This window comes from Pseudonocardia bannensis, from assembly GCF_012911875.1.
GTDB lineage: Bacteria > Actinomycetota > Actinomycetes > Mycobacteriales > Pseudonocardiaceae > Pseudonocardia > Pseudonocardia bannensis.
In genome coordinates, this window is the sequence record NZ_JAAXKZ010000002.1 from 1 (window position 1) to 13,046 (window position 13,046).

Sequence of the window (13,046 nt, forward strand, 5' to 3'; positions counted from 1 at the left end):
GGGCAGGGCGGCGAGGGGCGGCGGTAGTTCGTCGTCCGGCGCGGCCAGGACCACCTCGGGAGCGGCGTCCGACACGACATGCCCGAGCTCGCGCTCACCGATCTTCGGGTTGACCGGGACGGCCGGCACGCCGGCCAGCAACGCGGCGACCACACCGACGGCGGTGTTCAGGCTGGGCGTCGCCCACACCGCCACCCGGCCCCGCCCGGCGAGGCGCCCGGCCAGTCCGCCCGCGACCTCGGCGAGCTCGCGGTAGGTCAGCGCAGCACCGGGGTCGGTACCGAAGGCCAGCGCCCGGCGGTCCGATGGATCGGCCAGCGGGGGAAGCAGGCGCCCGGTGCTCACCGCGCACCGTCCGTGATCGGCACCCGGGAGTCGGATCCGCGAGATCCGCGGTCGCCGGCTTCCGGCCGGTGATCAGGTGGGGCTGGGCGCTTCGGGGCGGCGGTCACCCGATCACTTTGCCCGGGTTGAGGATGTCGTGCGGATCCAGGGCCGCCTTGATCGCCCGCTGCATCGCCAGCGCACCCGGCCCGAGCTCGCGGCGCATGCCCGCGCGCTTGAGCAGCCCGACGCCGTGCTCCCCGGTCACGGTGCCACCGAGGTCGATGGCGGCGATCACGATCTCGTCGAAGGCGGCCTGGGCACGCGCCTTCGCCGCCGGATCGCCGTGCGGGACGATGATCAGCGGGTGCAGGTTGCCGTCGCCGGCGTGCGCGATGTTCGCGACCAACGTCCGGTGCCGGGCCGCGATCTCCTCGACCCGCCCCAGCATCTCGGCCAGTCGGCCCCGCGGCAGGCAGACGTCCTCGGTCAGCACCGCGTCGCCCCGCTGCTCCAGTGCCGGGTAGGCGAGCCGGCGGGCATCGAACAGCGCCTCGGCCTCCACCGGGTCGGTGGACATCATCGCGTCCTTCGCCCCGGCCGCGACGAACTCGGCGTGGATCGCCTCGGCCTCGGCGCTCGCCGCCGGCTCGGGCAGGTCGGTCTGCGCGAGCAGCAGCGCCGCCGCGTCCTCCGGCAGCCCGGCCTGCTTCCACTCGTTCACCGCGTGCAGGCAGTGCCGGTCGATCAGCTCGAATGCGGCGGGCTGCAGGCCCCGCGCCGTGACGGCGGCGACGGCGGCTCCGCAGTCGGCGAGGGTGTCGAAGAACCCGACGACGGTGCGCGGCGGCGTGGCACGCAGCGGCCGCAGCTTCACGGTGATCTCGGTGATCACCCCGAGGGTGCCCTCGGAGCCGACCATCAGCCCGGCCAGGTCGTAGCCGGCGACGCCCTTGGCGGTGCGCCGGCCCAGGCGGACCACCTCCCCGGACGCGGTGACGACCTCGAGCGCGAGCACGTAGTCGCGGGTGACCCCGTACTTCACGCAGCACAGCCCGCCGGCGTTCGTGGCGACGTTCCCGCCGATGGTCGACCAGGGGGCGCTGGCCGGGTCGGGTGGGTACCACAGGCCCTGGGCGGCGACCGCCGCGCGCAGGTCGTCGTTGACGACCCCGGGCTGGACGACGGCGAGCCGCTCCCCGGGGTCGATCTCGACGATCTCGCGCATCCGCTCGGTGCACAGCACCACGCACCCGTCGACGGCGTTGGCCCCGCCGGACAGGCCGGTCCCCGCTCCCCGGGTGACGACCGGGACGCGGGCCGCGGCGCACGCGGTGACCACCGCGGCGACCTCGGCGGTGCTGCGCGGGCGGACGACGGCGACGGGGCTGCCGTGGTCGGCCCATTCCGCCTCGTCGTGCACGTAGGGCGCGATGGTGTCGGGGTCGGTGAGCACCCGGTCGGCCGGCAGCGCGGCGACCAGATCCGACAGCACGGCCGCCCCTGCCGGGTCGTCGGCCGGCGGAGCCGGGACCGGCCCCGGCCCCGGCCCGCCGAAGGGGCGGGCGGGACGCACATCGACGGGCTCCACCATGTGCGCGACGCTAACCGGTGAGCCGCCGGCGGGCCACCTCCCGGCCGAGCAGGGTGCCCGACCGCCAGGCCGTCTCGATCCGGGCACTCCCCCAGCCGTCGCCGGCCAGGCCGATCCCGTCGTCGGTGAGCAGGAACGGCTCGTCCCGGTCGGACTCGGGCGCGGCGAAGCGCCACCGGTGCGCGTTCGTCCACTCCGGAGCGTGCTGCAGGTCCAGCAGGTCCTGCATGGCCTCGACGACCTCGGGCACCGCGGCGTCCGGGTCCTCGTCGTGGCGACGGGCCACGGCACTCGTGGTGTGCGCGACCAGCACCGGGGCGCCGTCGCCACGGCGGTCCCCGTCGTCGGCGATCAGTGACAGCACCGGGTGGTCGTTGACGAACGCGGCGGGCAGTTCGGTCCACTCCCGGAGCGGGTAGCGGGCCGTGACCGCCACCACCGGACGCCAGGTGCGGCCGGTGACGGCCGCTGCGGCGCACGACGACGGATCGAGCAGCCGCGCCGCCTGTGGATCGGGCATCGCGAGCACCACGGCATCGGCCGGCCGACCGTCGACCACCGGACCGGGGCCCACGTGGCGCACCTCGTGTCCCAGCTCGACGTCGAGGCCTGCCGCCAGCTCGGCGACCAGGCTGCGCAGCCCGTGCGAGGCGGCCCAGCGCATCGGCCCGGGCGAGCGCCGCCGGCCCCCGGGACCGAGGACGGCGAGTTCCGAGGTCCACGGCCGGGCCAGGCCCGCCGTCCGCCAGCGGCCGACGACCTCGGCGAACTCCGGGTCACGCATCGTGAAGTACGCGGCCCCGTAGTCGACCTCGCGGCCCTCCATCTCCTTGCTGGCCATCCGCCCGCCGACCCTGTCGGCCCGGTCGAGCACACGGACGCCGACACCGGCGGCCCGCAACTCCACGGCGCAGGCGATGCCGGCGAGCCCGGCCCCCACCACGACGACGGACATGATGGATTCAGCGTAGGGCCCGGTCGGCGCCCCGCCCACCTCCCGCGCCGCCGTCCCCGGCCGACGGACTCATCGCCGGCCAGGGCGGCGGAGCACCGCTCAGCCTGCTCGACGCGGATCGATGAGGGCCGACACGCGGGCCAGGCGGCCCGACCACCAGTGCGCACGCTCCGGGCCGGCGGCCACGTCGGCACGGCGAACCGGCTCCGGCGCGGCGCGGCGCACCGGCAACCAGCCGTCGACGGGTCGCAGCTCCTCGACCGGGTCCACGACGTCCTCGCGCAGCAGTGCACGGGTGCCGAGCCCGCACGCGAAGTCCAGTTGCGGCAACGCGGCCGCGAGCGCGATCTCCGCCGCCAGCCCGACGCTCGTCTCCAGCGCGGACGACACCACGCAGGGCAGCCCGCAGGCCTCCGCCACGGCCAGGGCCCGGCGCACCCCGCCGAGCGGGGCGCACTTGAGCACCGCGACGTCGGCCGCCTCGGCGACCGCCACCCGCAGCGGATCCTCGGCTCGGCGGATCGACTCGTCCGCGGCGATCCGCACGTCCACCCGCCGCCGGACGGCGGCGAGCTCGTCGACGGTGACGCACGGCTGCTCGACGTACTGCAGTCCGCCCGCGGCCCGGTCCAGTGCCCGGATCGCGGTCACCGCCTCGTCGACGTCCCAGCGCGCGTTGGCGTCGACCCGGACGGCACCGGCCGGGCCCAGCGCGTCGCGGACCGCGGCGACCCGTTCGAGATCGGCCGGCAGCGAGCCCGGTTCGTCGGCCACCTTGACCTTGGCCGTCGCGCAGCCCGACGCGACGACCATGGCGTGCGCCCGCTCCGGGACGACCGCCGGGACGATGCAGTTCACCGGGATCCGCTCGCGGACCGGCTCGGGCCAGCCGTCGTGCGCCGCCTCGAGCGCCGCGGCGAGCCACGGCGCGGCCTCGGCGTCGTCGTACTCGGGGAACGGGCAGAACTCGCCCCAGCCCGCCGGGCCCGCGAGCAGCATCCCTTCACGGACGCTGATCCCGCGGAACCGGGTGGTCGTCTCGATCGCGTAGACGTCGGCCTGCACGCCGGGAGAACCTACGCCGGACGGTCAGACCAGCAGCTCGTGGTCCGCCGGATCGATCTTGCGGGTGCGCTTGCGGAAGTTGAACGTGTAGTCCGGCCACAGCGTCCGGTTCCTGCCGTGCTCGTCGAGGTACCAGCTCGCGCAGCCGCCCTGGGTCCACACCGACTTGTCCAGCTTGCGCTGGATCGCGGCGTTGAAGGCGTCCTGCCGGTCGCGGACCGTGTCGATGGCCCGCGCCCGGTGCCGGTCGGTCACCTGCATGGCGTCGACGATGTAGTTCACCTGAGACTCGATCATGTAGACCATCGAGCTGTGCCCGAGGCCGGTGTTCGGCCCGACGATGAGGAACAGGTTCGGGAAGCCGGACACGGTGGTGCCGAGCAGCGCCTCGACGCCGTCGCGCCAGACGTCGCCCAGCTTGACGCCGTCGCGGCCGGTGACGGCGACCTGGCTCATCCCGTCGGCGACCTTGAACCCGGTGCCGAAGATGATCGTGTCGACCTCGTGCTCGCGGCCGTCGGCGGTGACCACCCCGGTCTCGGTGATCCGGACGATCTCATCCGTCTCGACGGCCACGTTGTCCCGACGTAAGGCCGGGTAGTAGTCGTTCGACAACAGGATGCGCTTGCAGCCGATGGTGAAGTTCGGCGTGACCTTGGCCCTCAGCTCCGGGTCGCCGGCGAACTTGCGGTCGAGGTACTTGTGCGCGAACCGCTCGACCAGCTTCATGTACCTGGGGTTCAGGAACCCGCCGACCAGGGCCTCGTGCCGCCAGTACAGCGCCGTGCGGTTGAGCTTCTGCAGGAGCGGGAAGCGGGCGAAGAGCGTCCGGGCGCGCTCGCTGATGGGGCGGTCGGGCTTGGGCAGCACCCACGGCGCCGTCCGCTGGAACAGGGTCAGCGAGGCGACCTCGGGGGCGATGGCGGGCACGAACTGGATCGCGCTGGCCCCGGTGCCGATCACCGCGACGCGCTTGCCCGTCAGGTCGTGGGAGTGGTCCCACTGCGCGGAGTGGAAGGCCGTGCCGGCGAAGCGGTCGAGGCCTTCGATCTCGGGCACCGAGGGCTCGTGCAGCGCGCCGGTGCCCCAGATGACGAAGCGCGCCCGGATCGTCGACCCGTCGGCGGTGCGGACGTCCCAGTGCGTGCCGTCCCACTCCGCGCCGGTGACCGTGACGCCGTAGCGGATCCGGTCACGCAGCCGGTAGTGGTCGGCGACGTCCTCCAGATACGCGCGGATCTCCGGCTGCCGGGCGAACGTGCGCGTCCAGTTCGGGTTCTGCCGGAAGGAGAACGAGTACAGGTGGGACTCGACGTCGCAGGCGCAGCCGGGATAGGTGTTGTCCCGCCAGGTGCCGCCGAGGGTGTCGCCCTTCTCCAGGATGACGAAGTCGCGGCGCCCCGCCTCGTCCAGCTTCACCGCGGCGCCGAGGCCGGCGAACCCGCTGCCGACGATGACGACCTCGGTGACGTCCCCGCTCAGCGGGACCTGCTCGCTCATCTCGCGCTCCTCCCGATCTCGTTACCGGCGGTAAGTTACCACGGGTAACCTACTTGCGGTAGAGTCTTCTCGTGGAGACCAGCACACCCCGCCGCAGGGTCGGTCGCGCCGAGCGCGAACGCCAGATCCTCGACGCGGCCGTCGCCGTGTTCTCCGAGCGGGGGTACCAGAACGCGTCGATGGACGCCGTCGCGGAACGGGTCGGGGTCACCAAGCCCGTCGTCTACACCCATTTCGGCTCCAAGGAGGGCCTGCTGCTGGCCTGCGTCGCGCGGGCCCGTACCGACCTGCTCGAGGTCACCGCGGCCGCCGCGGCCGCCGCCCAGGGGTCCGAGGACATGCTGCGGCAGGGCACGAAGGCCTTCTTCGACTACCTCGACACCCAGCGTCCGGCGTGGACGCTGCTCTACTCCGAAGCCGCCATCTCCGCGGGCGCAGGCCCCGCGCTGGAGGAGATCCGCGCCCAGCAGACCGACTTCATCGCCGCGCTGCTCGCCACCCAGGCCCCCGACGCCGACCCCCAGCGGCTCGCCGGCTGGTCGCAGGTGATCGTCGGCGCGTGCGAGCGGCTGGCCCTGTGGCGCGGGCAGGACCCTCGCGTCAGCAGCGAACAGGCCACCGAGTACCTCATGGACCTGGCCTGGACGGGCCTCGCCCACCTCCGGTGAGCGGATGGCGCCGTTCCGGCACCCGTTGCCGCGCACGACCTGCGAAGCGGCAGAATCGGTACCGATGACGACGACGGCACCACGGCTGCTGCAGGTGCGGCGCAGCGAGCAGATCACCCCGCGGATGATCCGCGTGACCCTCGGCGGCGAGGAACTGGCCGGCTTTCCCGGCGAGGGACCGGATCGGCGGATCAAGATGTTCTTCCCGGTCGAGGGCCAGGAACGCCCCGCGATCCCGCGCGCGAGCACCGGCGGCCCCGTCTGGCCCACCGGCGAGGCCCGGCCCGCGATCCGCACCTACACCGTCCGCCGCTTCGACGCGGGCGCCGGCGAGCTCGACGTCGACTTCGTACTGCACGAAGGGCACGGCCCCGCCGCGGCGTGGGCGCGCGCTGCGGGCCCCGGCGCCTGGGTCGGGGTGTCGGAGCCCGGCGGGCGCTACGTGCCGGACCCGGCCGCGACGTTCCACCTGATCCTCGGGGACGAGACCGCGCTGCCGGCCGTCGCGACGGTGCTCCAGGCACTACCGGCCGGTGTCCCGGCGCTCGCGTTCCTCGAGGTCGCCGACACCGACGAGGAGCAGCGGCTGCCCGGATCCGCGGAGATCCACTGGGTGCACCGCGGGGGCCGCGAGGCCGGGACGCCGCTGGTCGAGACCGTCCGCGCCGCGGAGCTGCCCGACGGGGCCGGGCAGGCCTGGCTCGCCGGTGAGTCGGCCGCGGTCCGCGACCTGCGCAAACACCTGCTCGACGACCGCAAGCTCGACCGCCGCGCCGTCTACGCCACGGGCTACTGGCGCCTGCGCTGACCCCTGCCGCCCGCATCAAGGCTCCACAACGCGCCCGCAGCAGCAGCCCCCACTGCGTCAAGGCTCCACAACGCGCCCGCAGTAGCCCGTCGATCGCGTCGAGGGTCCACAACGCGGTCGGCGGTGGGGGCGGTCAGATGCGGTCGACCGTGGCGTGGCCGTCGGTGAGCGACACCCTGATCTTGCGGCCCACGACCTCGTCCTCCGGACCCTCGGCGAGCGCGTCCGGGTACAGCGACAGGGCCTGTGCGCTGGCGGCGTCCCCGGGCGGCGTCGACGCCGCGAACCGCCGTCCGTCCGCGGTGCGCGCGATGAGGAAGGCCTGCGCCGGCTCGCCGTCGCGGCCGTACTCGACGGTGGCGGTCTCCACCGTCATCTCGCCCTCGGCGGCCGGGGCGAGCTGCGGGGCCGGGCCGGCGGCGGCCGCGGTGTCCACGGCCTCCGGGTCGCCGATGTACCCGCGCGGGTGCGGGTCCCGGCCGAGCAGCACGGCGTGCTGGTGGGTGAGGTAGCCGCCGTTGGCGTGCACGAGCGCCGTGCGAGCACCGGTGCGCAGCCGGCCGGCCACCGCGACCAACGCGTGCAGGCTGTAGCTGCTCAACGGGCCGCCGAACGACGAGTGCCCGCCGGTCACGCTGGGCACGTCGGAGCGCGACATCCCCAGGTGGCCGGCCACGAGCTTGGGCACCACCGGGAAGCAGCTGTAGACGTCGACGACGTCGAGTGCGTCGGTGGGGATGCCGCCCGCGGCGAGGCAACGGTCCAGCGCCGACTCCAGGGCCGGCGACCGGTCGAAACCGGGCCTGGCCAGCACATCCGGGGAGTCGACGGCGCCGGCGCCACCCCACACGTACACGATCATGTCCTCGGGCACGCCGTACTCGCGGGCCGCGGCGAGTGAGGTGACGATCACCGCGGCGGCCTGGTCCACCATCGGCATCGCGTTCACGGCGAGCGGATAGGGCTCGCAGACCATCCGGTTGCCGGGGCCGACCGTCGCGATCTCCCCCGCCGACCGCACCTCCGGGTTCCAGGCCACGGGGTTGTCCGCGGCCACCCGCGAGAACGCGGCATAGAGGTCCGCGGCCCAGGTGGCGGCCTGCGCCGGGCTGTCACCGAGGCGGTGGCGCAGGGCGTTCTCGAACATCGGGTAGACCCGGGTCGGGAGTACCAGTCCGGCGGCCCGCATCGCCGGACTGCCCAGCTCGTCGGGGCTGAAAGCCGGGGGGCCACCGGGCTCGGCGCTCCAGCCGAGATCGCCCGCGGGGTCGACGCCGGCCTTGGCCAGGGCCACCACGCTGGCCTGCGCCTCGCCGCCGACGAGCAGCGACACCCGCGACTCCCCCGCCACCACCCGGGCGGCGGCGCGGTCGAGCAACTCGGCCGGCCGGTGCCCGCCGACCGGGGCGGCGAAGCGGTGCCTCGGCTGGGCGCCCAGCCGCTCGGCGAGGACGCCGGGCAGATCGTCGTAGCCCCAGCTCGCCACGTTGACCACATCGATGGCGTCGACGTCGCGCAGCAACCGGCAGGCGCCGCTGCCCGCGGCGTCGGACGCGGCGGCGGCCACCGCGTCGAGGATCAGGCGAACCGGTTCCCGGGCACCCGCCACCGTCCGGTCGCGGTTGCCCAGCACCTGGCCCGCACCGACCAGTACGGGCAGTCGTTCCTCGTCGCGCACCGCGCGCACGGTAATACAGACGGTTGCGGCCCGGAAACCGGGCCGACGGCGCGGGTACGATCGCCTGCGGCCGGCGCCGCGGCATCACCCGGCGACACACAGCTCCCGCACAGGAACCACTCACGACAGGCACAGCCCGCCGGGCGAGCCCGCACGCACACCCCGGCGGGTACCGAGGTGACGGTCGGGCTGACCCGCTCCGCCGACGGGGCCGCGCTGCTCACCGTCACCGACATCGGCCCCGGCATCCCGCCCGAGTTGCTGCCGCACGTCTTCGAGCGTTTCGCGCGCGGGGAGAAGTCGCGCTCGCGGGCCCAGGGCAGTACCGGGCTCAGGCTCGCGATCGTCGACGCGGTGGTGGCCGCGATCCGCGGGACCGTCGGGGTGCAGAGTGCGGCGGGCACACCGAGTTCACGGCGCGGCTGCCGGGCGGCGGCACGCCCGCACCGGACGTGACCGACCACGCGACCCCAGCCGGCACCCACCCTGACCCGGGGACTCCTCCTTCGGCCCCCGCTTCTCGACTCCCCGGTTCACCGACCGGCCGCGTTCACGGTCGTCCCGGAACGGCGGTGCGGGCGAGAACCGCGGTCAGTCGCGGGCGGCCCGGTGGTCGGTACACCGCGCGCAGTCGCGCCCGGGACGCAGGTGCTCGTGTGTCGCGCGCTCGGCGCCGCAGCGGCAGGTGCTCGAGATCGGGCCGCGGCGCGGCGTGGTACGGGCCGGGCGGGTGGCCCGGGCCGGCAGGGTGGCGGTGGTCGACCGGCCACGGCGCGGCAGGACGGAGGCGCTGTACAGCTGCATGAAGGTCCCCGACGAATCCGGTGGTGGACGGGCCGCGAGCGGCGGCCCACAGAATCGTCGTCATCCGCCCGTGACGTGTTGCAGGTCTTGATCGTGATTTCTGACACATTCACGGCGTTGTGAGTTCCGTCATGCGCCCCGGCTCACGGTCGATCGCCACGGCGCTGTGGGCGTTCCCGCTGTTCTGGCTGGTCGACATGGGTCAGACCTGGAGCATCACGCTCGCCCTGACCGTCGCCCAGCTGGCCCTGTCGATGATGTACGGCCCGCTCGCGGCATTCTTCTCCGAGATGTTCAGCGCCGAGCTGCGCTACAGCGGCGCGTCGCTGGGCTACCAGCTCGGTGCGCTGCTCGGCGGCGCGATCGCGCCACTGGTGTCAGTCGCCCTGCTCGAGACGACCGGCGGCACCGCCGCGATCTCGATCTACATCATCGTGGTGTCGCTGATCGCCATCGGCTGCACCCTCGCGCTCACCGAGACCTACCGGAACGAGATGGAGGACGCGAGGACCCACGCCTGAGCCGCCCGTCCCGGCCGTACGGGCGGCCCGCTGTCAGACTGAGGATCGTGATCGACGCATTCCGCGCGGCGGCCGGCACCACCTTCGAACGGACAGCCGGGACGGTGCGCGCCCTCGGCGCGCTCACCCGCTCCGGGGTGGTGCGGCCGATCCGCCCGGACCGGCTCGTCGGGCTGGCCGGCGGGGTGTTGCGCTACGGGCTCAGTGTCGCCGGCGGGTACGCGGTGGGCGCCGCCCGGCACCCCCGCCGCACCGCGATCATCGACGACGCGGGCGCGGTGAGCTACGCCGAGATCCACTGGCGGACCGACCGGCTGGCCCGCGCCCTCGCCGACACCGGGATCGGCGAGGGCACCGCCGTCGGGGTGCTGTGCCGCAACCACCGGGGGCCGATCGAGACGATGGTCGCGGCGGGCAAGCTGGGCGCCGACGTCGTCCTGCTCAACACCGGACTGTCCACCGAACAGCTCGGCGGGGTGGCCGACGAGCTCGACCTGCACACCGTGGTGGCCGACGCCGAGTTCTCCGAGTCCGGGGTGCTCGCGAAGCTGCCCGCAGGGTGCAACGTGATCACCGCGTGGGGATCGGCTCCGGAGGGTGGGACGACGCTCGAGGAGCTGATCGCCCGGGACGGGCGGTCGGCCCTGCCCGTCCGGCCGGCCCCGGGCCGCACGATCGTGCTCACCTCCGGCACCACCGGCACGCCGAAGGGCGCGCGCCGGCCGCACCCGTCCAGCCTCGCGCCGGCCGCGTCGATCCTGTCCGAGATCCCGCTGCGAGCGGGCGAGACGGTGTTCATCGCGGCCCCCCTGTTCCACACGTGGGGCAACGCCGGCCTGTTGCTGGCGGTGCTGCACGGATCGACGGTGGTGCTGCGCCGCCGGTTCACCCCGCAGGCGCTGCTCGACACCGTCGCCGAGTACCACTGCGACGTGGTGTTCGCGGTGCCGGTGATGCTGCAGCGGGTGCTGGAGTCCGACACCGGTGGCCGGCTCGGTGATCGGCCGCGGGTGGTCGCGGTCAGCGGCTCGGCCCTGCCCGGCGACCTCGCGGTCGCGTTCATGGACCGCTTCGGCGACGTCCTCTACAACCTCTACGGCTCCACCGAGGTGTCCTGGGTGAGCATCGCCGGTCCGGCCGACCTGCGTGACGCACCGGGCACCGCGGGCCGTGCACCGGTGGGCACGCGGCTGCTGATCCTCGACGACGACGGCCGCCCGGTCCCGCCCGGCACCGAGGGTCGCGTCTTCGTCGGCAACGACCTGCCGTTCGAGGGCTACACCCGCGAGGGCGTCGAGATCGAGCAGCACGACGGGCTGCTGGGCACCGGTGACATCGGCCGGCTCGACGAACGTGGCCGGCTGCACCTCACCGGCCGCGCCGACGACATGATCGTCTCGGGCGGGGAGAACGTGCACCCGGGCCCCGTCGAGGACCTCATCGCGCAGCACGACGAGGTACGGGAGGTGGCCGTGGTCGGGGTGCCCGACGAGTCGTTCGGGCAGCGCCTCGCGGCCTACGTGGTGGTGGCACCCGGCGCGTCGCTGGACGCCGACGCGGTGCGTGCACTCGTGAAGGGCCGGCTGGCCCGGTTCGCCGTCCCCCGCGACGTCGTGTTCGTCGACGAGCTGCCGCGCAACAGCACCGGCAAGGTCGTGACCCGCGAGCTCCCCCACCCGCAGTGAGCGTTGCGGCCGGCCCGGCGCCATCGCCGCCCGGCCGCGCGCGCCCCGTGCTTCCGACGCGCGCGTCCGGACGCGCTCGTGGTCGCACAACCCGCACGTAGGACCCCCCGGCCCACGCGCCGGGGCGCGGGGCCGTGTGGTGCGGTGGGGTTCGCGTAGCGTCGGGGGCCGTGCCGTCCACCGTCGAGGAGCTGTTCGCCCCGCCGGCCGCGATCGCCGGCCATCCGGCGGTCCGCGCCGCCGCCCGGCTCGCCGACGAGGTGCTGGCGCCGCACGCGACGGCCGCCGACGACCCGGCGCACGGCGTCGATCCGGCGCACCTCGCCCAGCTCGCCGGCGCCGGGCTGCTCAGCGTCAAGATCCCCCGCAGCGAGGGCGGGCACGGCGCGGACGACCGCGTGGACGCGGAGACCGTCGAGCTCATCAGTGGCGCCTGCGGGGCGACCTGGTTCGTCGCCACCCAGCACCGCACCCCGCAGGGCATGTCCCGGGGCCGGCTGACCGGGCTCGCGGACTCCGCCGTCGTGGTCGGCCCCGCGGCACAGCGGTTCCGGGCCGGCCTCGCCGACGCGAGCACGCTCTCGGGTATCGCCGTCGCCCACCTGCGCCGCCCGGGGACGCCCGCGGTGCGGGCCGAGCCGGCGCCCGGCGGGGGCTGGACCTTCACCGGGCACGCCGACTGGTGCACCGGCTGGGGCCTGACCGACCTGGTGATGATCGGCGCCACCACCGCCGACGACCGCTACGTCTTCGCTCTGCTGCCCGCCGCCGAGCGCCCCGGGTTGCGCGCCGGGACCGAGATCCCACTGGCCGTCATGGCCGGCACCCGGACCGTCGCCCTCGATCTCGACGGCCTGCAGATCGCGGGTGATGACGTCCTGTTCGACGTCGAGGGCCCGGCCTGGCGGGCCCACGACCTGGCCCGCACCGCCAACACGACGCCCGCGTCGCTGGGGCTGCTGCGCCGGGTGCTCGTCGAGCTGGAGCGGGTCGGCCTGCGCCGCGAGCGGCCGGAGGCCGCCGACCTCGCCGCACACCTCGCGGAGCTCGCCGCGGACCGCAGGTCGCAGGCGTACGCGCTGCTCACCGAGGTGCCGCTGGGTGTGCGGACCGCCGAGCGGACCGCATTGCGCGGCGAGATCACGGAGCTGACCGTCCGCGCCGCGCACGCCCTCATCGCCGCCCGGTCGGGAAGCGCGATGCTGCTGTCGAGCCCGGAGCAGCGGTGGGCGCGGGAGGCGGCGTTCCACCTGATCCAGGCCCAGACCGCACCGATCCGGGCCGCGCAGCTCGCGGCGTTCGGGGCGACCACACGGCTCGACCGGCGTCCGGAGATCGACACGGCGGTCTGATCCGGGGTACCGGTCGCCCACCCGTTGCTCCCACGCGACCGGCATGTCAGGTTGACCGGCGACGGCAGTGTCGCCGTCGGGAGGGAGCGCGA

The 13,046-nt window shown here is 74.7% G+C and carries 13 protein-coding genes; 6 read left to right on the forward strand and 7 right to left on the reverse strand.

The annotated features are described in order from the left end of the window. The 5 genes from HF519_RS00780 to HF519_RS00800 form a co-directional block, all read right to left on the reverse strand. A partial coding sequence (locus HF519_RS00780; protein ID WP_438826366.1) for an AMP-binding protein occupies nt 1-345 on the reverse strand: 345 nt, incomplete at its 3' end. Nucleotides 346-448: 103 nt separating this feature from the next. Then, complete coding sequence (locus HF519_RS00785; protein ID WP_169409658.1) at nt 449-1,918, reverse strand: FAD-binding oxidoreductase; 1,470 nt, start codon at nt 1,916-1,918, stop codon at nt 449-451. 10 nt (nt 1,919-1,928) lie between these two features. After that, nucleotides 1,929-2,873, reverse strand: a complete 945-nt coding sequence (locus tag HF519_RS00790; RefSeq protein ID WP_169409659.1) for an NAD(P)/FAD-dependent oxidoreductase — start codon at nt 2,871-2,873, stop codon at nt 1,929-1,931. A gap of 99 nt (nt 2,874-2,972) precedes the next feature. Then, complete coding sequence (locus HF519_RS00795) at nt 2,973-3,938, reverse strand: o-succinylbenzoate synthase (RefSeq protein WP_169409660.1); 966 nt, start codon at nt 3,936-3,938, stop codon at nt 2,973-2,975. A 24-nt stretch (nt 3,939-3,962) separates the two neighbouring features. Beyond that, nucleotides 3,963-5,438, reverse strand: a complete 1,476-nt coding sequence (locus HF519_RS00800) for a flavin-containing monooxygenase (RefSeq protein WP_169409661.1) — start codon at nt 5,436-5,438, stop codon at nt 3,963-3,965. Between the two features lie 71 nt (nt 5,439-5,509). Here HF519_RS00800 and HF519_RS00805 point away from each other — a divergent pair, with 71 nt between their 5' ends. Continuing rightward, nucleotides 5,510-6,106 (forward strand): TetR/AcrR family transcriptional regulator, encoded by a 597-nt coding sequence (locus tag HF519_RS00805; protein ID WP_169409662.1) that lies wholly within the window; start codon nt 5,510-5,512, stop codon nt 6,104-6,106. 64 nt (nt 6,107-6,170) lie between these two features. Further along, nucleotides 6,171-6,914, forward strand: coding sequence for a siderophore-interacting protein (locus HF519_RS00810; RefSeq protein ID WP_169409663.1), 744 nt, complete (start codon nt 6,171-6,173; stop codon nt 6,912-6,914). Between the two features lie 133 nt (nt 6,915-7,047). Here HF519_RS00810 and HF519_RS00815 read toward each other — a convergent pair whose 3' ends face one another. Next, complete coding sequence (locus HF519_RS00815; RefSeq protein ID WP_312859820.1) at nt 7,048-8,592, reverse strand: TLP1 C-terminal extension domain-containing protein; 1,545 nt, start codon at nt 8,590-8,592, stop codon at nt 7,048-7,050. Between the two features lie 177 nt (nt 8,593-8,769). Here HF519_RS00815 and HF519_RS30790 point away from each other — a divergent pair, with 177 nt between their 5' ends. Then, nucleotides 8,770-9,048, forward strand: a complete 279-nt coding sequence (locus HF519_RS30790) for an ATP-binding protein (protein ID WP_438826367.1) — start codon at nt 8,770-8,772, stop codon at nt 9,046-9,048. 135 nt (nt 9,049-9,183) lie between these two features. Here HF519_RS30790 and HF519_RS00825 read toward each other — a convergent pair whose 3' ends face one another. Continuing rightward, nucleotides 9,184-9,396 (reverse strand): hypothetical protein, encoded by a 213-nt coding sequence (locus HF519_RS00825; protein ID WP_169409664.1) that lies wholly within the window; start codon nt 9,394-9,396, stop codon nt 9,184-9,186. Nucleotides 9,397-9,515: 119 nt separating this feature from the next. On the opposite strand from HF519_RS00825, the gene HF519_RS00830 reads away from it, so the two are divergent. The 3 genes from HF519_RS00830 to HF519_RS00840 all read left to right on the forward strand — a co-directional run bounded on the left by HF519_RS00830 (nt 9,516) and on the right by HF519_RS00840 (nt 12,954). Continuing rightward, nucleotides 9,516-9,917, forward strand: coding sequence for an MFS transporter (locus HF519_RS00830; protein WP_169409665.1), 402 nt, complete (start codon nt 9,516-9,518; stop codon nt 9,915-9,917). A gap of 47 nt (nt 9,918-9,964) precedes the next feature. Further along, nucleotides 9,965-11,602 carry an AMP-binding protein gene (locus HF519_RS00835; RefSeq protein ID WP_312859821.1) on the forward strand — a complete coding sequence of 546 codons (1,638 nt, stop codon included), beginning with the start codon at nt 9,965-9,967 and terminating at the stop codon, nt 11,600-11,602. A 170-nt stretch (nt 11,603-11,772) separates the two neighbouring features. After that, nucleotides 11,773-12,954, forward strand: a complete 1,182-nt coding sequence (locus tag HF519_RS00840; protein ID WP_169409666.1) for an acyl-CoA dehydrogenase family protein — start codon at nt 11,773-11,775, stop codon at nt 12,952-12,954. Nucleotides 12,955-13,046: the final 92 nt, after the last annotated feature.